We start from the raw sequence: 23,789 nt of genomic DNA, 5'->3' as shown, positions 1-23,789 counted from the left end.
CATCAATCATACTTATGCCGGATTTTTAGCGGTACGGCTTTTTACAGCAGCAAAAATTGGTGGCAATATTGATATCAGGATAATGATTACGCCTACCAATGAGAAGTTTTTAGCTATGATATCTACCTGGCCTAATTTGTAACCCGCAAACAGGAACACGATGATCCAAGATGCGCCGCCGATGATGTTATAAAGGCTATAGCGTAAAAAAGGCATCCTGCCAACACCGGCAACAAAAGGAGCTATGGTACGGATAATAGGCATAAAACGACTAAAGATCACCGCCTTACCACCATGTTTATCAAAAAAAGCTTTGGTTTTAAGGTAGTATTCCAGCTTCAGGATCTTATTTTCTTCCTTAAATACCTTGGGGCCAAGGTAGTTACCTAAAAGGTAGTTTACAGTATTACCTATAAATGCAGCTACAATAAGTATAATACCCAGCAACCAGATATCTAAACCAGAACTACCACCGGCAATTAAAGCACCGGCTGCAAACAGCAGTGAGTCGCCGGGTAAAAAGGGAGTTACAACAAAGCCAGTTTCGGCAAATATGATCAGGAAAAGGATGAGGTAGGTCCATCCCTGGTAAGCGCTGGTGATTTGTACCAGGTGCTTGTCAATATGCAGTATAAAGTCGATGATGCTTTTTATTACTTCCACAGGTGTAAATTTTGCCCAAAAATATAAATATTAAACAAAAAGCCGCTACTGAAGTGTCTTACTTAGCAGATTATTAGTGAGTACACCGGCTCCAAAAGCTAATGAATCGGCAGCGCCAACAACACCTTTGGTGTATATGGTATAAGCACGGCCATCTTGTATAGTTATATTTTGCAGGGTTGTTTCAATTTTGGTAGGGGTACGGGTTGCCCTTATGGTAAAATTGTAATTGCCGGCAGTAAGATCGTAATATGGGGTTACCTTATTAAACGTGGTGCCGCTTACCATAAGCGTATCATTTGCCCTCAAATCAAGGGCGGCTGTACCCGGAGATGTATGCACAAACCTAACTTTTCCTTTACCTATAGGCGGCAAACTGGTACTGTCAGATAATATAAACGAACTGACAAAGGAACTGTCCTTCCTGTAACCGGTTATAAACATGGTATATTTCCGGTTGGCTTTGAGCGCATTATCAAACTGAAGCAAAATTGTAGGTGCAGTAGTTGCAGTACGTAACTGTAAAGGCGCTTCCAATGTTGAAAGATAAAAATACCCCGAGCTGTTAGGATAAGTATAAGTAGTTGTGCTATACCTGATATAATGCTGATAAAGATATACCGGCTGAATATCGGGACTTAAATTGACTATCTGAAACTGGGTATTGAGGCCTACTGATGACGCGTTACCTCCCTTGCCGCATGATGATATGCCGCATAAAAAAAGGGCACCTATCACAGCTGCAAAAAACGAAACCAGGACCTTGCTTTTATTTTTATTAACCATTAATGTAATTATTGATTAGTAAACAGACCTGTTGCCAGACCGCTACTTTTATTACCAAAACCATAGTAGGTATAAACCTTTCCGCCTACCAATTGCACCGTATCCCTGACAACAGTACCCGGAAATGCAGCCGAATGCATGGCCATATTGTGCTCGCCCGCCGCCACCAAATAAAAAGTGGAGGTGGTTTTAAAGCCAAGGCCATTTACTTTTTCGGTATCTAAGGCAGCTGTTGTACCTTCAAAATGCACACTGATATTACCGGCATCGGGCGAAGCATTTACAAACCTGATTTTGGCTGATGGTACCTTGCTTGTATCTCCAACTATGACGTCGGTAGTTTTAAATACCTGATCGGCAGTATTACCTGCTATGTAAAATGAATACACCGAATCTTTACTAAGTGTTAAAGGCAAACTGAACAGGGGATTTGGGTTGCTTGGACCATCTAACTTAACCGAGTAACTTTGGGCGCCGGCTTTTACCAGGATGTAACCCAGCGTCCCCCCCGGGTAAAAAGTTGTAGTATTGTTAATGCGGATACCATTCTGGTAAACATTAACATTATTAAATGTTGCGTTGATTACGTTTAATGATGATGTTGACGAATCCACTGCATCGGGCTTATCATTATTTTTTTTGCACGATGCTATGCAACCTACCGCCGCGGCAATCATCAATAAAACTTTAACCTTTATCTTCATATACAATTATATGCTATAACTGCTTAGTGTAACTTTTGGTATCGGGTGCTGAACAAAAAAAGTCCGGTTTTATGTTACCGGACTTAGTTTTGGATTTATAATTTAAGTTTACACTTAAGCATAGCTATTGAGCATCACCGGCATTACCAGCATCAGCACATCTTCATTTTCATCTCCGCCTTGTGGTAGCAATAAGCCCGCACGGTTTGGAGTCGACATTTCCAAAGATACTTCTTCACAGCTTAAGTTCTTTAACATTTCTATCAAAAATCTTGCATTGAAGCCAATTTCCATGTCTTCGCCTTCATATTGGCAGCTCAGGCGCTCGTGAGCTTCGTTAGCGAAGTCGATATCTTCTGACGAGATATTTAACTCGCTGCCGTTTATTTTAAGCCTTACCTGGTGGGTGGTTTTATTAGCATAGATAGCCACACGGTTTAATGAACCCAGGAAAGTAAGCCTGTCGATATTTAATTTATTAGGATTGTTTTGAGGAATAACAGCCTCATAATCCGGGTAACGCTCGTCAATTAAACGGCAAACAAGGTTAATGTTGCCAAATTTAAAGAAAGCGCTGGTGTTGTTATATTCAACCGATACGTTAACATCATCGCTTGGTAATGATGATTTAAGCAGGGTTAAAGCTTTTTTAGGTAAAATGAATGATGCTGTGCTTGCTGCTTTGGCATCTTTACGACGGTACCTTACCAGTTTGTGCGCATCGGTTGATACAAAGGTAAGTGCCGATGTGGTAAGCTGGCAGAATACACCTGTCATGGCCGGGCGCAACTCGTCATTACTTACCGCGAAAATGGTTTTGTTGATAGCCTCGGCTAAAACAGAAGCAGGCAGGTTTACCGATGAAGCGTTTTCAACAACCGGGATCTTAGGGAAATCCTCGCCGTTTTCGCCGCTCAGTTTGTATTTACCATCACCAGCGTTAATTTCAATGGCGAAGGTTTTATCATCAACCGAAAAAGCAACAGGCTGCTCGGGTAACGATTTCAGGGTCTCTAACAATATACGCGACGGGATAGCAATCCTCCCGTTTTCTTTTGCCTCAACAGGCAAAGAGGTGGTCATGCTGGTTTGCAGGTCGGTAGCAGAAATGGTCAAGTTCCCATCCTTTATCTCGAACAAAAAGTTTTCCAATATAGGCAACACAGTGCTGCTGCTCAATGCGCCGCTCACCGCTTGCAGTTGTTTGAGTAATGTTGAGGTAGAAACAATAAATCTCATGTGGTTGTAATTAAGCAATCAAAAATATAAAATTTAACGGGCATACTTTTGCCTGCGGAGATAATGTTGAAAAATAGCACATATTAACACTAATAACAACGGAGCAATGGTATTAACCAACTGCCAATACATTTTTTCGCCCCGGATACGCGCCCTGTCAAGCAAACGGATCTTGATTTCCTTGGTACGCAAGGCTATCAGGCCCGAATCATCGGTCATGTAATCGGCTATATTAAGCAGCAGGTTTTTATTGCCGTAAGTTTGATGTGTATAATGATCATACCCTAACGGATATGGCGAACCATCGTTACCTACCTGGTTCTTTAAAATATCACCATCGCTTATCACTATCATTTTTGTAGGCTCGCTTTGCGATAGTACAGGCATCTGCTCTTTAAGCCCTTCGGGCAGCGGCCGGTTTTGCCAGTCGCTGGTAAAACGGCCTTCTAACAGTACGCCGGTTATTTTAGGTGTACTTTGAAACTCCTTAGGGTTTGGCTCCTGCTCCAGGGCCTGCAATGATAATATATGCGGGGCGGTTAGCTTTTTATTATAGGGCGATGATGTCAGCAACACCGTTTTATTTACGTTTTTGGTATCAAGGATATCGATAGAGCTTGCAAACTCGCTGCTGATACCATCAAGGTTTTTTACCACCGGATGTTTACTTAGCGGGATAAATACCGGGTAATACAACCACGGCAGCATCTGGATCTGTGCCTGCCCGCCCACGTTGCCGGTACTTACCGGGATCTGCGAACAGTTCATATCAGCTATCAGATCATAATTAATGCGGATGCCGTACCGGAACAGCTGATCATCGAGGTTAAGCTGCTTGGCGAAAGCCAATTGCTCGCCGCCATGCCCTCTGAGGCTATCCAGTTCGGCGCTTACCTGGTCTATTGCCCATAATACACGGCCTCCGTGCATGATATACTGGTCGAGTTTAAATTTCTCTACCTCGCTAAACTTTTGATCGGGCTTGGCTATTACCAGCAATTTGATCTTTTGCAGATCGGCGAAGGAAATAGCGCTGAGGTCTACCCTACCTACCTGGAAACCTTCACTAAGCGTTTTCATAGCGTCGTTCAGTTGCAGGTCGGTTAGTTCATGATGCCCTTCGGTGAAACCTATTTGCGGTCGCCCGCCGGCATCTGCTTTTTTTATGGCTGATGAAAAAGCGTATTCAAGATTTTGGATAGAGTTATTCAGCACCTCATCGGGCGAAAGACCAATACGGCTTAATAACAGTTTCACCGGGATATCCTTCCCTCCTGCCGATACCAGTGCCGAGGGGAATATCAGCTTTTGCGTTACGCCATTATCGGTTTTAACGCTCAGGTTGGTTGGCTCAACACCTTCGGCAGCCATATTCTGGATCACCTCGTTTTGCTGATCGTTATTTAAACCTTTCAAAGGGTCGCGAAATTCAAACTGGATTTTGCCGTGACTATAAGCCTGCAGATCGCTCAGCATATCGCGCGTAGCACTTTGCAGGCGTTTAAAGCCGCCCGGCAGGTTATCGCCCTGTAAATACACCACCACCTTTACACGCTTTTGCAGCTTATCCATAATTTGTGTGCTGATGGGCGAAAGGGTAAAGCGTTTTTCGGCAGTAAAATCAAAACGGGTGAAGGTGAATGCAGATAACATCGCCAAAACAAACAATACCAGGGGTATGCCTATCATCGTAGCATTACCTAAACCTGCCTGGCGTTGCTTTGCCAGTACAAACAGGGTAAGCCATATAAAAATACCGGTAGTGATGATAAAGTAAACCAGATCGCGAGTATCCAGCACACCACGGCTTACCGAATCATAGTGCTGGGTGATACCTAAGTTCTGCAAGCCCAGATCCTGCAGGGATAACAACTGACTGGTAGAATCAAACCCGCTGTAAAAAAAGAAACACAGGAAAACGGAAATGGTAAAAGCGATGATCTGATTTTTGGTAATGGATGAGGTAAACAAACCTATCCCCACAAATACAGCGCCCAGCAAAAACAAACCGATGTATGAACCTATTACCGCCCCGGTATCAATATTGCCATGCGGCATACCCAGCGCGCTAACCGAATAGTAATAAACCAGTGTAGGCAACAGTGCGAAAAGCACGATTAATAAACAGGCCAGGTATTTGCCCAGCACTATTTCCCAATCTTTTAAGGGGCGGGTAAACAGCAGCTCAAAAGTACCCTCTTTCCGTTCTTCGGCAAGGGAACGCATGGTAATAGCCGGGATCAGGAACATGAACAGGTATGGCGCTGTGCTAAACAAGCTTTCGAGACCGGCATAGCCGTATTCCAATATGCTCGAGTCGGGGAATACCCATAAAAACAAACCCAGCACCAGTAAAAATACACCTATGGTAACATAAGCCACCAACGAGCTCAGGTATGATATTATTTCTTTTTTAAGGATGCTCAGCACGTTATAATATATTGTGTTAAGCGCCGAAATTACAACAATATTGCGCCAAAGCAAAGTGCGTTTGGATATAGGGTACAGGATATCGGATTTCGGAATTTCGATTTCGGATTTAGTTAATTTACTGTGAAACTCAAAGGATAAAAACATGGGATTGAGCGATTCCCCTCTCGAGAGGGGTGTAGGGGTGTGTTTCTGCTTTGATAAGTCAATCGTAAAACATACCCCTGCTATCGCTCATCCCTTCGCTCCCCCTCTCAAGAGGGGATTTTAAATACACTGAACTTACAGCATCAAATAAATATTAAAGTGTCCGTCCGTTCCGGGAACCAACCATCTGCAGACAACAGTTGGACAACTACAAAATCCTAAAACCTGTACTTATAAGCTACATGCAAACCCAACTGGCTCATCGGGCGCCCATAATCGATATTTCTATAGCTACGCTCAAACTGCAAACCAAAGTCAAGCCCGTGATGTGGACCAATTGGAGCAACCGCCCCTGCCCCAGCCGAATAGAGGAACGAGGTTTTTGATCTGTCGCTTGCCTTGAAAGCACCGCCGGCCTCGGCATTTACATAAAAGTATTTTGCCCAATAATATTTTAAACCGGCAGTTACCGGCAGGTATCCATACACTTCATGAGCTTTGCTGTAACCCCCACCCGGCAAATAACTGGTATAAGGTGCATCGAAATTTAAATAAGTACGATCTGCTTCCATAAAAGTTAGCCCTGTACCCACAGTAAAATGCAGGGCCGGGGTTATGGTTTTTTCCAGCCTTAAATTAATGCCAAAGCTTGTTTTAGGATCAAAGCCAGAGCCATTATAACTGCCGCGAATTGGCACAATAGCCTCAGTACCGATACTTAATGACGTTTGTTTGCCCTGCTGAGCATTTGCCGCAAATGAAAATACAGCAAATAATAAAATTAATGTGATACGGATAGGTTTTTTGATCATGATAAAGATTTTAAGTTTTATTTAATACTATACGTACTTCAACCTTATATCGCTACAAAAAAATCTGTCAAAATGATTCAACTCGCAAAAGTCGGAGTGGCAATTCCCTCCCCTGGGGAGAGGTGCGTTAGGATTGCGTACTGGCAGGCAGGGGTTTATACGCCATTTAGTGAATAAACCTGTCGATGAAACCCCTCCCTACACCCTCGCAGGGGAGGGAATCGCGCAATCCCTATTCTTAAAATCAAAACCTTCTGACTGCCTTTTCACGGGCTACTACTCTCAAGAGGGGGGATTTAAACATGCTTGAACTTTCGGTATTAAATATTAAAGTGTCCGTCCGCTCCGGGAACCAACCATCTCCGGCCAAAACCAGACAATTACAAAAGCCTAAAACCTATATTTATAAGCCACATTTAACACCAACTGACTGATGGCGTGGTCGTAATCGGTATTTTTATAGCCTCTTTCAAACTGTAAACCAAAATCAAGCCCATGATGCGGACCTATTGGTACAACAGCTCCTGCCCCGCCCGCATAAATAAACGAGGTACGGGCCCTGCTATTGATACTGAAAGCGCTGCCGGCTTCGGCATTTACATAAAAGTGTTTTGCCCAGTAATATTTTAAGCCGGCAGTTACCGGCAGGTAAGCGTAAAGATTATGATAGCTGTTATCGTAAAAAACGTTTGACGAACTACTTGAAAATAAATAATCTGCGTTTGATTCGGTAAAAACCAAGCCGGTAGCTGCTGTAAAATGCAGGGTTTCGGTTATGGGCTTTTCCATCGTCAAGTTAATGCTAAAGCCGGAATTTATATTAATGTCGGTGCCGCTATCATTGCGATTATTCATATTAAGCGGCGCAATTATTCCAGACCCTATGCTTAACGATGTTTGTTTGCCCCGCTGGGCTTTAGCGGCAAATGAAAATACAGTAAATAATAAAATGAATGTGATGCGGATAGGTTTGTTAGTCATGTTGTATAAGATTACAGGTGTTATTTAACGATGATACGCTTTTCAGCAATATATCGCTACAAAAATATTATTATCGGCCAAAGCGGTAAGCAAACCTGATAGCCGTTTGCTGCAATGTATGGGCCGACCAGCTTTCGTACCTCAGGCCCAATTCAAAATTACGGTTATCAGTACCCGTAGGGATCAGGATTGCAGGGCCAACAGAAAAAGCGAACAGCTTACGCTCATCATAATTAAGTTCGATAGCACTACCAGCCTCGGCCTCCAGGAAAACGCCGGAGCTAACACTGTATCTTACCCCGGCTTTAAGGGGCACAAAAATGTCGCCACCCGAGTGGCCGTTGTTAAAAGGAGAATCTTTACGAAAAAAGCTACTGAACCCGGCGGTAAGGGTTAAACTTACCGGATTTACTATTGGCTGCTCCAACTTAAGCGATGCCCCAACACCCACATTATACAAACTGCGAGATGGAATACCAAACTCAACACCGGCGCCAAATGCGGTTGAAGGTTTCGGCGCATCCTGGGCATAGGTTTTAAGAGCGGGGAGAATAAGCAGCAGCAATAACAGTTTTTTCATAACGGGCCGAAAATACAAGATTGCTGTAAATATTCTTTAATTATTGGTAAGGCTGATAAACACCTCCTCCAACGATTTACCTCCGTTGTTTTTGCGGAGTTGCTGTAAGGTATCGTTGGCTACAATGGAGCCTTTATTAATAATGATAACCCGGCTGCATACGGCTTCAACCTCCTGCATAATATGGGTTGAAAGCACAATGGTTTTGGTTTTGCCCAGATCGAGGATTAACTGGCGAATACCAATTAACTGATTAGGATCGAGGCCGGAAGTTGGCTCGTCTAATATCAGTACTTCAGGGTCATGCAGCATGGCCTGTGCCAGCCCCACCCTTTGGCGGTAACCCTTTGATAGCTGCCCTATTTTTTTATGCTGCTCGGGGCCGAGGCCTGTTTGCTCAATGATATCGGCAATGCGTTTGGCAGGCTCATGAATTTTATGGATGCCGGCAACAAAGCCCAATGATTCTTTAACATACATATCGGTATACAGCGGGTTACTTTCGGGCAGGTAACCTATACGGCGCTTAACCTCAAGCGGTTGTTTGGCCACATCAAACCCACATACCGATGCAGTGCCTGATGTTTGCGGAATGAAGCCGGTAAGGATTTTCATGGTGGTTGATTTACCGGCGCCATTAGGCCCTAAAAAGCCCAATACACCCGGCTGGGCGGTAAAACTAATGCCATCAACAGCCTTTTGTACGCCATAAACCTTGGTTAATGCCTCAACACTGATACTCATGGCTGTAAAAATAGATTTTAGATTTGAGATGTGGGGCATGTGATGTGAGAATTTGGTGGGTGTCCGTCCGTAAAGGGGTAACACGAATGGTGATGGACGAGGGCAGACAGGGGCATTTGCTTAGCTCCCCCCTTTACAACCCGTCGTTGCGAGGCACGAAGCAATCGCGAACTGTACAGGGGGAATTATTAATATTCCCTCCCTTGGGAGGGGTGTGTTTGGTTGTGATTTGGCAGGGAGGGGTTTATACGCCTTTGCAACGCCCAGGCATTACGCTGAAACCCCTCCCTACACCCTCCCGGGGGAGGGAATCGCGCTATGCCTCGCTTTTCTCTATCGATAACCAACCATTCACCCAATCAACCACTCACTCAAAAACCAACCACTCCCCCCTACCTCAACACCGTTACTTCCCCGGTTAGCTTTCCGCTGCTGTTTTTTGTATCTATCATGTAGTAGTACGCTCCGGCAGGTACTGTTATACCATTGCTGGTACCGTCCCAGGGACGCGGGTAGCCTACCGAGTGATATATGATGGCACCCCGACGGTTATAAACATTTACAATGCATTGGGTATTTGACTGCAACCCAACAATATACCAGTTATCGTTATGCCCATCGCCGTTAGGTGTGAATACATTGGGTATTATAACTTTTTCAGGAACTATAACTGCAACCGTAATGGTATTTGAATTTACCAATGGGTTAGCAATACACTTGCCTCCCGAGGTCATATTACAGTTAACTACATCGCCATTTGCTAAAGTTTTGCTGGTAAATGTAGCGCTGTTGGTGCCCACGGTTTGCCCGTTAACATACCATTGATAAACAGGATTGTTTAATGTATTGGGAGATACAGCTGTAAAGGTAACCGGTGCCCCCGAAGTAATTGTGCCGCTAACTGATGAGCTGATGGTTAGGGTTAGCGTAGCAGAGGGATCAACTTTGATGGTAGCCTCGTTAGATACCGGCGAAGTTAACGGTACACATCCGTCATTATTAATTACCACACAGGTAATGATATCGCCTGTGTGTAATGCGCTGCTGGTAAAAGTTTTGGAATGATCGCCACTGTTTTGACCATTTACCATCCACTGATAGGTTGCATTATTACCGGCATTTTGAGCATCGGCAGTGTACTTAACCTCCAGGCCATCGCAGCCTCCCAACAACCCCGTTGGCGATATGGTTACCAACGGCATAACCGGGGGAGTAACGGTTAACAATTGCGACTTAGGCGTGGCCGGATTATACAAACTGTTGCCGCTTTGCGATGCTGTAATAGTTGCAGAACCCGCTCCAACGATATGAACAATACCTGTTGCCAAAACCGTGGCAACCGCTGTATTGCTGCTCACATAAGTAAGCGGGATGGTGGAATTGGAACTTATTGCCCCTGCCGCAAAATCAGCACTACAGGTAGGTTTATCGGCCAGTGTAGAAAAGGTGATCTCCTGATTTTTCATCACGGTAAATGTTTGGGACACCTGTTCGGCGGCGGTATAGTCATCATTGCCGGCCTGATGAGCAGTAATAACAGTTGTACCGGGTGCCACCGCCTTAATTTGCCCATCGGCTCCCACAATGGCTACAGCAGGGTTGCTGCTGGTATAGGTGATTGGTGTTACGGCATTGGTACTGGTAGCCTTAGGGTGCAGGATATCATCAACATCTATGTTAACAATTGCAGGAGACGAAAAAGTAATAACCGAGGACTGGGGCGTAACCGACCCGGCTACCCCAATGGTTATGGTAGTTGTGCTACTGCCATAACTATTGTAGCCCGTTATAGTGTAAACGGTGGGCGGAAACAATACGGTTGGTTTACCCGAAATAATGCCTGTTTTAGGATCAAATACCAGCCCCGAAGGCAATGGAACATGGTTAATGGTGTAGCCTGTTAGCACAATCTTTATAACATCACCGCCACCTTCGCCAACATATGGATTGCCGTTTCCGTCCAGGGCCAATCCAATGGGGCTGTTAAATTCGATGTTTCTGACACCGCTGGCATCAGATCTGCCTGTTCCGGCTACAATTGCTACTGCGCCAGAGGGGCTTACTCTTTTTATAAAATTACGCCCCTGCTCAGCTACATAAATATTGCCCGTGCCATCTACCCTAAGTTCGCGCGGAAAATCAAACCCTGACGCTATTGTAGAAACCGCCCCTGCAGGCGTTATTTTTCTGATCATGTTATTTCCCGAATCGGAAACATACAGGTTACCTGCAGTATCTAACGCAACACCTGTTGGCGTGTTAAATGAGGCTGAGTTTGAAGCTCCATTTTCCGCCCCGGATGCACCACTACCCGCATACGTAGAAACCACACCCGCAGGCGTTATTTTTCTGATCAGGTTGTTTGCCTCATCGGCAACATAAACATTTCCGGCATTATCTACAGCCATACCCCTTGGGCCATTAAACGTAGCGTTTGAACCTGTACCATTTGTAGCACCAACCCCATTGGGTGTACCGGCAAGCGTGGTTACTAAACCTGCAGGTGTTATTTTCCTGATCAGGTTATTTGACTGATCGCCAACGTATAAATTACCTGCAGCATCCAAAACCAGTGCATCGGGCTGGTTAAAAGTTGCTTTGGGGCCTAATCCATCGTTCCAGCCGGTAGCTCCACTTCCGGCTATTACCGATAAACTTCCCGCTGCGTTTATTTTATAAATTTTATTAGTATTCCAATCTGCAAAAAATACGTTCCCATTCTTATCAGCGGCAACACCCGTCACCGTACTAAAATAGCCGAAAATACCACGCCCAGCCTTAATACTCACCTGTCCGTAAATGGTTGCAGGTACCGCCCCACCAGTATTAGCAGGTACTAAAGGCGTTATAGGCTTATTGATCTTATAAGTATGCGGCGTTGTATATTTTATAACGGGTGCCTGGGCAAATAAATTTGGAGCATAAAAGCTTAGCGAAACAAGCAGAAACGCAGTGATTCGTGCAACGGAAAACATCCGGTACATTATTATTCTGATGAGATACGGTGTCAAAGTAAAAGCTTGTAAAAACTAACCTTTACTTCATACGTAGAAAAGATGCAAGATGTTGGATTTAAACGCTGTAAAAAAAACGGAGTATTGACCGATGTCGTCCGTCCGGAAAGATATGCCCGTTGCACTTACGGACAGGAACCACAGGGGACGCATCTGTCTGCTTTCAATTTCCGGGAGTTGGGTTCACCCAGACGGACGGACGCACAGCCATTGCCAGGTACGAGGTATCTTCACCTCTGCGTCATTGCTTCGTGCCTCGCAATGACGCTTTTTAACTATCGCTCAAATACTACCGATTCGGTATCAGCTCCCAAATCGCTTAATAAACTGCTGATCTCTTCAACCATAGCATCAGGACCGCATACGTAAAAATGCTTTGAAAAGTCTTTTATCTCGGCTTTCAGGAAATCGGCATTAATGCGTCGTGTATCGTACATGCTATCTTTTTGATTGGTGATGCTGAAGTGAGCGTTTTCGCCAAGTATGCTTTTCAGTTCATCTGCCAAAATGATATCCTTATCGGTTCGGTTTGAGAAAAACAGCTTATTATTGCCTATGGCACCATCATTATTGAGCTGCCTTAATATTGCCAAAAATGGTGTTATGCCTGCACCTCCTGCAATAAAGTAACCTTCGCCTTTATACTCAATAGCACCCCATACATCACGTATAATAACCTCATCACCTACGTTAAGCTTACCCAACTGGTTGGTAACGCCATTATGGTCTGTATAGGTTTTGATGGTAAACTCAAGGTAATCATCGCTATTAAGGCAGGTAAAGGTAAACGGTCGTTTTTCATCCTGCCATCCTTCGGTATTGATAGATAGCTCAGTAGCCTGCCCTGGTATAAAGCTGTAGCCCGATGGTTTCTCAAGCCTGAACTGCCTTACATTATGGGTAACATATTTTGCCGAAAGTATTTTCACTATCTGTTCCATGGCTTTGCGTGTTATTGGTTTAACAATATTAATGCAGCAAATGGTTAATAGTTTTATTTGATGTTAATAATTGCAGGTGATTTACAAATGGGATAGAAATTAGCTCAACACTGCGACATAATAAGGCAGGTAGCAGTTGCGAACTGAATACGTCATTGCGAGATGCGAAGCAATCGCGAACTGTACAGAGGTACTTGCATAGCTGATCTGTAAGTAGGAGATTGCTTCGTACCTCGCAATGACGCTTATTTAAAGAAATGACGCTTTTAGAAAATACCCCTCCATTAGCTAATATTAGTATATTAATATTAACCTTGACCGTAAGCGGATGCTACCGACCTGTAGAATATGAGTGGGTAAACCGAACTGGATTGACCTGTCCGTCCGCCGGGGGGTAACACTCCTCCTGATGGACAATGATGGACAGCCTTATTATTGGAGATAACATTCGGCAATACAAATATACAGAAATTTCTTTATATTAAAGAATCATTCACAACATATCTGTACGTCCGTCCGTCTGGTCGAGTCCAACTCCTAAAATCATAAATGGACAAGCCCTCGGGTGTTCGCGCCGAATATTAGCAACGGGCACCTGGAGACGGACGGACGCAATGACGCTCCACCACCACGTCATTGCGAGGCACGAAGCAATCGCGAACTGTACAGGGGGAATTGCTTAGCTGCTCTGTAAGTAGGGGATTGCTTCGTGCCTCGCAATGACGCCGTGATGAATGGATTGCACCCCCTAAAAAATTCTCAATTCCGAAATCAAAAATTATCTTTGCAGCTATTATGAGCAAATCAACCGACGAACTTTTTAAAAATGTTATTTCACACGCCAAAGAATATGGCTTTGTGTTCCCTTCCAGCGAGATATATGATGGCTTAAGTGCAGTTTATGATTACGGCCAAAACGGCGCCGAACTTAAAAACAACATCAAAACCTACTGGTGGAAAGCCATGGTGCAAATGAATGATAACATTGTAGGTATTGATTCGGCCATATTTATGCACCCTAAGATCTGGAAAGCAAGCGGTCACGTTGATGGCTTCAGCGACCCGATGATCGACAATAAAGATTCAAAAAAACGTTACCGTGCCGATCAGTTGCTGGAAGATAAAATAGAGCGCTACAGCAAAGACGGTAAAACCGATAAGGCCGAAAAACTACAGCACGATATGGATGAGGCCCTGAAAGCCGAAAACCTGCCTCGCCTGAAAGAACTGATCCTTGAACACGAAATTGCCGACCCTATAAGCGGTACCCGCAACTGGACAGATGTACGCCAGTTTAACCTGATGTTCAGCACCCAGATGGGCGCCGTAGCTGATGATGCCGATACCATCTATCTTCGCCCGGAAACAGCTCAGGGTATCTTTGTAAACTACCTTAACGTGCAAAAATCGGGCAGGATGAAAATCCCTTTCGGTATAGCGCAAATTGGTAAAGCTTTCCGTAACGAGGTGATTGCCCGCCAGTTCATTATCCGCATGCGCGAGTTTGAACAAATGGAGATGCAGTTCTTTGTTCGCCCCGGCACACAAAAAGAGTGGTTTGACCAGTGGAAGGCCGCCCGCTTAAAATGGCACCTTGCCCTGGGTACCGATGCTGCCAAATACCGTTACCATGAGCACACCAAACTGGCCCATTATGCCGATGCCGCTTATGATATTGAGTTTGAGTTTCCGTTTGGCTTTAAAGAGGTTGAAGGGATCCACAGCCGCACCAATTTCGATTTAAGTCAGCACGAAAAGTTTTCGGGCAAAAAAATGCAATACTTTGACCCCGAGGTTGATCCTGAAACAGGTAAACCATACGGTAACTATGTGCCTTACGTAATTGAAACATCAATAGGTTTAGACAGGATGTTCCTGCTTACCATGATCAACGCTTACGAAGAGGAAGACCTGAGCACCGAAGATAAACAGGACAGCCGTACCGTGTTACGCCTGCACCCATGCCTGGCACCGGTTAAAGCCGCTATTTTCCCGCTTACCAAAAAAGATGGTTTGCCCGAAAAAGCCCGCGAGATCATGGATAAACTTAAGCTGGACTTCAACATTCAGTACGAAGAAAAAGACGCTATAGGCAAGCGCTATCGTCGTCAGGATGCTATTGGTACGCCTTTCTGCATCACTGTAGATCACCAGACTTTAGAAGACAATACCGTAACCATCCGTTACCGCGACAGCATGGCCCAGGAACGTGTTCCTGCCGATCAGCTTGACAAGATCATAGGCGATCAGGTTAGCTGGAGGAATGTGCTGGCGTAAGTAGCTTCAAAAAAATCTCCACCGCGTCATTGCGAGGCACGAAGCAATCCCCGATAAGCAGGTTCGCCCTGTACAGTTCGCGATTGCTTCGTACCTCGCAATGACGTTTTTTGTTTGCGAGGAGAAAAGCGGGGGCATAGCGCGATTCCCCTCTTGAGAGGGGTGGAGAGGTGTGTTTCATCGCCAGAAAATAAACGCAGTATAAACACACCCCTGCTCCCGCTCGCAACTCCGCGCCCCCTCGAAAGAGGGGAATTTTTCTTTTTCCCGTCCACTCCCAGTCCATCACCACCCTTACTCCCCTTTACGGACGGACACCCAATCAGCATAAAACCCGCTTAATTATCTGCGAAGCAAACAATTGCTTATCTTGATCCTTTCAGTGTTAAAACCCCTGCATCAATGCCTGCTGTTAAAGAATACCCCTTTTATCTTAAAAGTACCGTTATACTTTTCGGATTGATTTTATTGGTTTATGTGTTTGCCCAACTGGCAGATGTCATGATCCCTTTGGCCTTTGCCGCTTTTATTGCCATTTTGCTAAACCCGGTAACTAACTGGCTGGAAGAACGCAAGGTGCCCAAGATATTAGCCATAGGCTTAGCCATGCTGCTCGGCGCTGTTTTACTGGCGGGATTGTTCTACTTCCTCTCTACCCAGATCATCCAGTTTGGCGACTCGTTGCCCATGCTTAAAAAGAAGTTTGCCGAGCTGTTCATCACCTTTAAAGATTGGGTTGCCACTACTTTCAACTACTCTGTTCAAAAGCAGGATAAGCTTATTAAAGATGCTATGGATAACAGTCAGGCGCTGGTTGGGCGCACGCTGGGCAATGTACTGAGCACCTTTGGATTGGTGTTTGTTGTACCGGTGTATGTATTCCTGATATTGTTTTATAAAATACTGATCCTTAATTTTCTGTTCGAGGTATTTTCTGAAGAAAACTCCAAACAGGTTGCCGAGGTGCTTAAAGAAACCAAATCGGCCATACAAAGCTATATACAGGGTTTATTGATTGAGATGCTGATAGTAGCTATCATGAACTCGGCGGCATTGATGCTGTTAGGCGTTAAATATGGCATCCTGATAGGCGTTATCGGCGCTATCCTTAACCTGCTGCCTTACATTGGCGGCATCATAGCCATTGCCCTGCCCGTGCTGATGGCAACGGTTACCAAAGATGGCTACAGCACACAGTTAGGGGTGATCATTGCTTATATGGTAATTCAGTTTATTGATAACAATATCCTGGTGCCGCGCATAGTATCATCAAAAGTGCAGATCAACGCGCTGATATCCATCGTAGTAGTATTGCTGGGCAACATGCTCTGGGGATTATCGGGCATGTTTCTCTCTATCCCCTTTGTAGCGGTACTCAAAATCATCTTCGACAGGATAGATACCCTGAAGCCATGGGGAAAACTCCTTGGCGATACCGTACCCACCAAACCCAAAGGCGCCGGCTGGAGCAGAACCAGGAAAAAGGCGGTGCTACCGGAGGGATAGTCATTTGCTGCGCGTCAATTTGCTGCGCGGTCATTGAGTCATTTTTGCTGTGCGTCATTAGGTCACTATGCTGCGCTGCCATTTTTGATGAGTATTTATAAAAAAGGAGCGAAATAAATATTTCTCGCTCCTTTTTATAAATAGTGTGTTTAATTGTTAATGACTCAATGATTGCTTTGCAAAAATGACTCAATGACCGCGCAGCAAATGACTGCGCAGCAAAAATGACTCAATGACCGCGCAGCAAATGACTAAAAAAATTAATGCATCACCGGGTTATCGCCGTTGTGCAGCGTTCCGTTGATATATAGCAGTTGGTTTACTTTTTTAGGATCGCCCTGGTATACCCAAACAATGTTGTTGATATACTTGCGGAAGGCGTTGCTTACGTCATCCGGAGTTAGCTTCTTTACGTCATCAACCATGGTTAATGAACGTTTCCAGTTGTCGTGTAGTACTTCGTTTGCTGCTATTGACGATGCCTGGGCGCTGTTGGTTTCATTTTTATAGTAGAAACCGGTAAGGTAAGTAACCTTCATGTCGGCAACGTCATCGGCTTTAAAGCCTTCGCGTTTAATTTTTTCGACCAGTTTATCAAATACGGCAATGTATTTATCAGGCTCGGTGGTTGATACCGAGAAACGGGCTGTTGATGTTTGACCGGCGCTAAACCATGCCTGAGGCGCGTATGATAAGCCGTTGTTGGTACGTACCTCTAAAAAGTGCATGTTCGAGAAAATGCGCATAGCTACGTTAAAGGCGTTAAAATCGGGCGTACCCGCAGCAGGCCCGCTGGCAATACCTTCAACATAGTTGGTAGCCAGATCACGTTTTTCAACAGCGATACTGTTTTTCTCGGTACGGAAAGTAGATTTCTTGAACGCGAAAGCCGAACCTTGTTTAATACCGCTCAGCATTGCTTTTACCTTACCTTCGATAGCAGCCTGATCCAAATCGGCAACCACAACAATCACCATACGTGATTTAGTTAATATCGACTGGTAATAAGCCTTAGTTTCGGCCGGGGTTAAGGCTGTAACAATAGGCACTGTTCCGCTTGGGTCTTTAGCGTAGTTGGTACCCGCAAAGGCTACCTTATCGGCATATTTATCAATAGCGTTATCGGGCTGTGAATCTTCCTGCTTAATGTTGTTGATGGCATCCTGCTTAATGCGGGCAAACTCTTTCTCATCAAACTTAGGCTGGGTAATAGCCTCAACATATAAAGGCCAAACCACGTCAAAGTCGCCTTTAATACAGTTCATGCGCACTACCGAGTAGTTTTTGTTGCTGCTGCCGTAAACGGTGGCGCTTACCTTATCCAGCTCATCTTTAAAGCTGTTTTTATCGTGCTTTAAGGTACCGCACTCGGTAAGGGCGCTCATGGCTAACGATTCGATACCTGCTTTGGTAGCCGGGTAGTTTTGCACACCGCCTTTTATAATGGTTTGGATCTCAACAATATCGTTACCGCTTGGCTGTACAATAACCTTTACGCCATCTACCGTGGTTTCATAGGCCTGTTTTTGCGCCTTAGCGGTATTTCCTATAGCCGCTGCTACCAGCAGGGCAATTATATATTTTTTCATCATGATGAGGTAGTTTTAAATTACTTGGCTGCAAAAAATGAAGCCGCGTTTACTGTTTTATTTAACTCAGGCGCTATGATCAAACCGGCAGCGTATGGTTTGCCAACGATGTAAGTTTCCAGGTACTTTTTAATATCGGCACGGGTAACTTTCTGATAGTTGGCATCCAGATCGGTATAAAAGTTAAACGAGGTACTGCACCACTGGTAGCTGATCTGGCTTGGTAACGATGAAGGTTTTTCTTTAGCGTGGATATCGTTACGGTGCAGGATAGCTTTAGCGGTAGCCATTTGCTCGTCGGTAAAGTAATCATCCTTGTTCCACATACTTACCTGGTTCATCAGCTCGGTATAGCACTCTTTAAGCTTGTTGGGGTTAGGCACCACAAAAATATCAATAGGGCCTACGTAGCGGCTTGTAGTGTAGTTTACATAAACACCGCTTGCCAAACCTTTATCAACCAAAGCCTGCTGTAATTTTGATGAGTTTAAGCCCACAATGGTCGAAAACACATCGGCAGTAACCGTACCGGCAGAGTCTGTTGGATATGAAGGGCCCTGCCAGGTAAACTCCATATAAGGTGTTTGGGCAATGGTTGCTTCCTTAACAAAATACTCGGGCTTGGTTAAAGGCTTAAATGCCGGGATTGGGAACTTGGTTTGCGGATCGAAACCACTGTTGGCCCAGTCGCCAAAAATGCTTTCGGCAAGGGCAAAGGCATTGTCATGTTTAACATCGCCGCAAATAGTAAGCAAGCTGTTATTAGGGAAATAATATTTATCCTTAATGATCATCATTTTTTCGGGCGTAGCCGTGTTGATCACTTCGTGGATACCGATAGGGTTTTTACGGGTGATGAGATCGCCCCAAAGCTTTTGCTGCATGCCATACCAAAGCTGGAAACCCGGGTCGCTTTCGGCACGCTGAAACTCGCCGTCAACCACAGGGCGCTCCTTCTTCATATCCTCCTCGCGGTAAATAGGGAAACGGATAGCGGCGTTCATGAACTTTAAACCCGCTTTAAGGCTATCCCTGTCAAAAGTAAAAAAGTAGTTTACACGCTCGGTATTGGTGGTACCATTCCAGATGGCGCCCAGCTCCTGCGTGCGTTTCAAGAACTTCTCCTGGGTTGGATAATCCTTATTAGCTTTAAAAAACATGTGCTCAAACAAGTGCGACAGACCGCTGTACTCAGGGCCTTCCGTGTAAGCACCATTTTTAACAGCTATTTCGATTGTGGTTAAAGGCACTTTGCTGTTTTCTATAACCAGCACATCCAGCCCGTTTGGCAATGTTTTAAGGAAGTAGCCTTCCGGCAGCCTCACCTGGGCAGTAGCCATGCAGGCACTAAATACCGCGGCTACGCCTAATGCAAAAATTTTGATAAAATTTCGGTTCATATATTTACAATATTTTTAACACTATAAATATATCGGTATAATCTCAAACAAATGAATGATTTAACCGCTTATCCCCAATTTTTTAACATCAAATTAAGCCTGTGGTGATTTTGGCATATTTGCAAACCGGCAATTAAATACCGGCTTTAATACTATTATAAGGCAAGCCCATATCATGGGCAGCGTATTGGGTAAGTACACTATCTTTTATGGTGATATAGTCGCCACTTTGGCTTACATGCAGTTTTTCAACGCCATCGCGGTTATCCATAAGCGGTATAGTGCGCGATACTACAGTGCCGGTGGTATCCAGCTCAATAATATAAGTTTCCTTTTTACCGCCTGCCATATCAGTAAATGGCACAATAACGGTGTGATTATTATCATCAATGAACCGGCCAATGATGTTTTTTCCATCTAAATCGGTTGGATTTAAGCCCAGCAGGTATTTAGCTTTTTCGGCCGAGATACCTGTGATGTTTAACCTGACAGTATTTCCGTCGGCATCTTTAGTGGTATCCTGCATGGTAACGTTATCTCCTTTAGGGTAACGAGCTACGGCATAAAAAGTATTAGCTCCGGTACTTTTATCATTATGCCCCGGCAGCAAAAAGTTAAGCTGCAGGTTGCTCAGCTTAGCGCTATCGGCCTTAATTTGCGAAGTAATGTTCAGCAACTCAGCCCATTTAAGCCTGCCATCTATTTTAACGGTAAGACTGGTAGCAGTATCTGATTTGGTAACCCTTGATATGGTGTAATGCGGTACATTCTTTTTAGTGCAGCCAAAAGCCACAAGCATGATTATTAAGCAGGGAAAGATATTCTTGATCATGTGGCAAAGGTAAACCGTTGATTTGAATTTTTGAACCCTGATTTTCAGGATTAGAGGATTGCCCTGATAGATTGCTTTGGCTAAACTTCTATCCAACCCATCATTGCGAGGTACGAAGCAATGACGCTTTTTATTTTTGTCCACCTGTTGGCCGTAAAATGTCTTACTCCCCTAAACGGACGGACGCACAAGAGTTGATTAAGTGAATGGTTGATTAGATGAGTAGTTGATAAAGTTATATTGGTCGCACAAGCATTCACCCAAAAACCAACCACTCACCTAAATCAAAGACTTATCCCCAACCTTATCGCCGATTTTGCCTCGGTGCCGCCATTATAGGATACACCATACATCAACCGGATATTAAGGTATTGCAAACCGAAACCGAGCTCGGTGTAGTTTTTAAGTGTAGGCGTGTACAGGTAATTCACGTCGATGATCTCCTGGAGTTTAAACTTGCGGATGAGCGGGAGCTTATTGGTAATAAAGCCGGAAAAGTTATGCTCAAAGTGCCCTTCTATGTATTTATCCGGAGTACTGAAATCGTAATAATCCAGCATCAGGAAGCGGTTTAGCCTTGGTTTGTATGAAAGCACCTCGTTACCTGCAAAGTGAAAATAATCGGGAAAGAATACGCTTTTGGTATTCAAAAACTTACCGGCACCAATAAAGAACGAGCTGCTGCCATAAAAGCCCATACTGATATCTGATTTGGAGATATCCGCGCTGATCTTATCATAGTTAACATCCGAGCCTAACACATTGCTGATGCCTTTGGTATAATTTACGCTGATGGTTGGATATTTTGATGGCAGGTAACGCCTGCCCGACGGGTAGGTTTCATATCGGTTGCTGAAATCATAACTGGCCTGCAGGTTTACCGTGAACGACTGGTTTTCGGGAAACAAGAGCGTATTATGATTAGGATCAAACGGGTTATTTGAATCAAACTGGTGCGAGTGCGGATCAAAAACACTGAACGAAGCCGTGTTTAACAAAGCTTTGCGGTTAGCCCATTCAACCGAAGCGCTACCGCGCAAACCACCGGTTACCCTGCCCGAAAGCGATGCCAATGCAAATTGCTTTTGATATAGTTTCTTAAAGTTTTGCTGTGAAAGCAGGCTATGAACCGTATTCACAAAAGTCGACATCGGGGCCAGATTATTCAGGTCAACTACATCCGATCCTCCGCTTAAACCCAGCGTAAACCGCTGCATAACCGGGATAGCCACACCTGCCGATCCGTTTAGCAAATGATTGGCGAAACCATAACGCACCTTACCGTTCAGCATAAAATAGCGGTTATTAACCGTATCTATCAGCTTACTGTACGATGCTCCGTAATCAATGGCCCAACCTTCTACTGTGTTATAAAGCAGGGACCCGATGATGGGATCGTAATGAAAATATTCTTTTTTATAGCGGTTGCGGGTATTGATACCTGTAAAGAGCAGGTTTACCGGCTTAAATTTATTATTGGCTTTATCCAGCGAGTCGAGGTATTCTTTCGATTCGCGTTTTTTTGCGAGTTTATCTTTATTGGTATAATCGGTAACCTCTTCGGCAGTAAGCGGAATTGGTCGAGCCTGGCTCCAGTAGGCGGTATCTTTGCTGATGCCTTTGGTAATCCGGAGTACCTCGTTAAAATCGGATTTGTTTAAATCAGGATCAAGGTTGTAGTTTTTATAGATCGAGATAAAATAGCCGCCCAGTTTAAAACCAAACAAGCCTCCTGTAAATTCAAACTTAATGGATGATGTCATCCATACCTTGTCGTTCACCGGGAAAAACTGCTGATTAACTTTAAGGGTATCAACAAAATTGATGTTAGCCTTTTTGGTGATGTAAAGCTGCAGGCCATAAATACGCCAGCTATCATCCAAAATATAAATAACCCCTTCAAAACATGGGTCGTGCGCCCGTTTGGGGATCACTTCAATTTTGTTGATGGTTTCGCCGTTTTCTACCGAAGTACCTATGTATTTGTAGTTATAATAAAACATGGCATTATCGGCAACAGGCGATACCAGCGGGCGGTTGCTCATGCCCTGCCAGGTTTCATAGTTCTGGTAAAAGTTAACCGCCATATCCGACGCCCGGTTAAAGCTGAACGCCCTGTTACGGCCCGACACCTTTGAGGATACCTGCTCCTCATGAACCTTATCGGGCCTGATAAAACTGTATTTTGATTCTGATTCGGAAAGATAAACTATCCCGCGGCGGTTTGAATCAAGCCCGGCCTCGTTAGTAGCCTTTTGCACATCAAAACCCATAAAGGTTTTAGGCGCTGCCAGCAGCTTTTGCAGGCCTTTAATGTAGATATCGCAGGTGTAAGCCTTTACTTCGTTAAGGTAGGTTTTGCGCTTTTTAATAGCTTTACGCATAATGGCATAGGCAGGGTCTTCGCCCCCGGCATGTACGGTAACATTATTAAGCTGGTAGGTTTCTGTTTGCAGGCTGATATTGATCACCTGGTTGGCAGCAAGGTCAATAATCTTACTTTGCTGGGCATAACCTACCGCCTTGTATTGGATCTCTTGCCTGCCGCCATTTAAACGCAACAAGTACGTTCCCTCACTATTGGCAGATACGCCGGTAGTGGTATTTTTTATAAATACAGAAGCGAAAGGAATGGGCTTACCGTCGTCGCCGGTTATTTTACCGCTAATGCTGAATTGCTGGGCGTATGAGGAAAAATTAAGAAGTAAAAATAGCGCGATTAGGGCTTGCTTCATTTAGCAGATGTTTATGCTAAGATGAAGTTTATTAATTGATTGTTACAGCCCCAAATTGTTAAATAATGTAAAAAGGCACCCGGTTAGGATGCCTTTTTCTTTGAAGTTTCTTTATTGCCAAGCGGCGGATGCTGTTTATTTTTAAGGTTCCAGTCGTTGATATCAACCAAACCTGACTTTGTTTGGTAGTGTGATTTATTTTTAGGGCATCTCACTACAAACTTCCCTTTAACCTGTTGTATTACTGGCCTTTCACCACAATCCTTACACGGTTCACAAAAAATATTCGGCTGTATCTGTATAAATTTATCCATAGCAAATTATTCGGACATAGTACGTTTAATTAATTATGGGGAGCCCTTTGGGTACTACAAATTACGTAATTTTTGAGTAAAAAAAATAAAAAAAT

18 protein-coding genes are annotated in these 23,789 nt (G+C 44.3%); 2 read left to right on the top strand and 16 right to left on the bottom strand.

What is annotated here, in order from left to right:
• Window positions 1-12: 12 nt before the first annotated feature.
• The 11 genes from EAH55_RS07175 to EAH55_RS07125 form a co-directional block, all read right to left on the bottom strand.
• The gene (locus tag EAH55_RS07175) at window positions 13-663 is read right to left on the bottom strand and encodes a DedA family protein (RefSeq protein ID WP_121809086.1); all 651 of its coding nucleotides are present in this window, start codon (window positions 661-663) and stop codon (window positions 13-15) included.
• Window positions 664-708: 45 nt separating this feature from the next.
• Window positions 709-1,449, bottom strand: coding sequence for a DUF4397 domain-containing protein (locus tag EAH55_RS07170; RefSeq protein WP_121809085.1), 741 nt, complete (start codon window positions 1,447-1,449; stop codon window positions 709-711).
• A gap of 8 nt (window positions 1,450-1,457) precedes the next feature.
• Complete coding sequence (locus EAH55_RS07165) at window positions 1,458-2,153, bottom strand: DUF4397 domain-containing protein (protein ID WP_121809084.1); 696 nt, start codon at window positions 2,151-2,153, stop codon at window positions 1,458-1,460.
• Between the two features lie 114 nt (window positions 2,154-2,267).
• A complete protein-coding gene (gene dnaN, locus EAH55_RS07160) occupies window positions 2,268-3,392 on the bottom strand; it encodes a DNA polymerase III subunit beta (protein WP_112572709.1) in 1,125 nt (374 codons plus the stop codon).
• Window positions 3,393-3,425: 33 nt separating this feature from the next.
• Complete coding sequence (gene gldG / locus EAH55_RS07155; protein WP_121809083.1) at window positions 3,426-5,969, bottom strand: gliding motility-associated ABC transporter substrate-binding protein GldG; 2,544 nt, start codon at window positions 5,967-5,969, stop codon at window positions 3,426-3,428.
• 218 nt (window positions 5,970-6,187) lie between these two features.
• Window positions 6,188-6,781, bottom strand: a complete 594-nt coding sequence (locus tag EAH55_RS07150; protein ID WP_121809082.1) for an outer membrane beta-barrel protein — start codon at window positions 6,779-6,781, stop codon at window positions 6,188-6,190.
• Window positions 6,782-7,171: 390 nt separating this feature from the next.
• The gene (locus EAH55_RS07145) at window positions 7,172-7,762 is read right to left on the bottom strand and encodes a hypothetical protein (protein ID WP_121809081.1); all 591 of its coding nucleotides are present in this window, start codon (window positions 7,760-7,762) and stop codon (window positions 7,172-7,174) included.
• Between the two features lie 70 nt (window positions 7,763-7,832).
• The gene (locus tag EAH55_RS07140) at window positions 7,833-8,342 is read right to left on the bottom strand and encodes a hypothetical protein (RefSeq protein WP_121809080.1); all 510 of its coding nucleotides are present in this window, start codon (window positions 8,340-8,342) and stop codon (window positions 7,833-7,835) included.
• 36 nt (window positions 8,343-8,378) lie between these two features.
• A complete protein-coding gene (locus EAH55_RS07135) occupies window positions 8,379-9,086 on the bottom strand; it encodes an ATP-binding cassette domain-containing protein (RefSeq protein WP_121809079.1) in 708 nt (235 codons plus the stop codon).
• A gap of 392 nt (window positions 9,087-9,478) precedes the next feature.
• A complete protein-coding gene (locus EAH55_RS07130) occupies window positions 9,479-12,070 on the bottom strand; it encodes a T9SS type B sorting domain-containing protein (RefSeq protein ID WP_121809078.1) in 2,592 nt (863 codons plus the stop codon).
• A 305-nt stretch (window positions 12,071-12,375) separates the two neighbouring features.
• Complete coding sequence (locus EAH55_RS07125; protein ID WP_121809077.1) at window positions 12,376-13,041, bottom strand: FAD-binding oxidoreductase; 666 nt, start codon at window positions 13,039-13,041, stop codon at window positions 12,376-12,378.
• 795 nt (window positions 13,042-13,836) lie between these two features.
• On the opposite strand from EAH55_RS07125, the gene EAH55_RS07120 reads away from it, so the two are divergent.
• Both EAH55_RS07120 and EAH55_RS07110 read left to right on the top strand, forming a co-directional pair.
• Window positions 13,837-15,318, top strand: a complete 1,482-nt coding sequence (locus EAH55_RS07120; RefSeq protein WP_121809076.1) for a glycine--tRNA ligase — start codon at window positions 13,837-13,839, stop codon at window positions 15,316-15,318.
• Window positions 15,319-15,720: 402 nt separating this feature from the next.
• Window positions 15,721-16,824 carry an AI-2E family transporter gene (locus tag EAH55_RS07110; protein ID WP_121809074.1) on the top strand — a complete coding sequence of 368 codons (1,104 nt, stop codon included), beginning with the start codon at window positions 15,721-15,723 and terminating at the stop codon, window positions 16,822-16,824.
• Window positions 16,825-17,084: 260 nt separating this feature from the next.
• Here EAH55_RS07110 and EAH55_RS07105 read toward each other — a convergent pair whose 3' ends face one another.
• The 5 genes from EAH55_RS07105 to EAH55_RS07085 all read right to left on the bottom strand — a co-directional run bounded on the left by EAH55_RS07105 (window position 17,085) and on the right by EAH55_RS07085 (window position 23,694).
• Window positions 17,085-18,416: a M16 family metallopeptidase gene (locus EAH55_RS07105; RefSeq protein ID WP_112574967.1), complete on the bottom strand. Its 1,332-nt coding sequence runs from the start codon at window positions 18,414-18,416 to the stop codon at window positions 17,085-17,087.
• Window positions 18,417-18,433: 17 nt separating this feature from the next.
• A complete protein-coding gene (locus EAH55_RS07100; protein WP_244228116.1) occupies window positions 18,434-19,813 on the bottom strand; it encodes a M16 family metallopeptidase in 1,380 nt (459 codons plus the stop codon).
• A gap of 133 nt (window positions 19,814-19,946) precedes the next feature.
• The gene (locus tag EAH55_RS07095; protein WP_121809073.1) at window positions 19,947-20,645 is read right to left on the bottom strand and encodes a hypothetical protein; all 699 of its coding nucleotides are present in this window, start codon (window positions 20,643-20,645) and stop codon (window positions 19,947-19,949) included.
• 284 nt (window positions 20,646-20,929) lie between these two features.
• The gene (locus EAH55_RS07090) at window positions 20,930-23,380 is read right to left on the bottom strand and encodes a DUF5686 and carboxypeptidase regulatory-like domain-containing protein (RefSeq protein ID WP_121809072.1); all 2,451 of its coding nucleotides are present in this window, start codon (window positions 23,378-23,380) and stop codon (window positions 20,930-20,932) included.
• 83 nt (window positions 23,381-23,463) lie between these two features.
• A complete protein-coding gene (locus tag EAH55_RS07085; protein ID WP_112574970.1) occupies window positions 23,464-23,694 on the bottom strand; it encodes a hypothetical protein in 231 nt (76 codons plus the stop codon).
• Window positions 23,695-23,789 lie beyond the last annotated feature (95 nt).

This window comes from Mucilaginibacter kameinonensis (genome assembly GCF_003675385.1).
Classification (GTDB): Bacteria; Bacteroidota; Bacteroidia; order Sphingobacteriales; family Sphingobacteriaceae; genus Mucilaginibacter; species Mucilaginibacter kameinonensis.
This window is presented reverse-complemented; position numbering and strand designations above follow the sequence as displayed.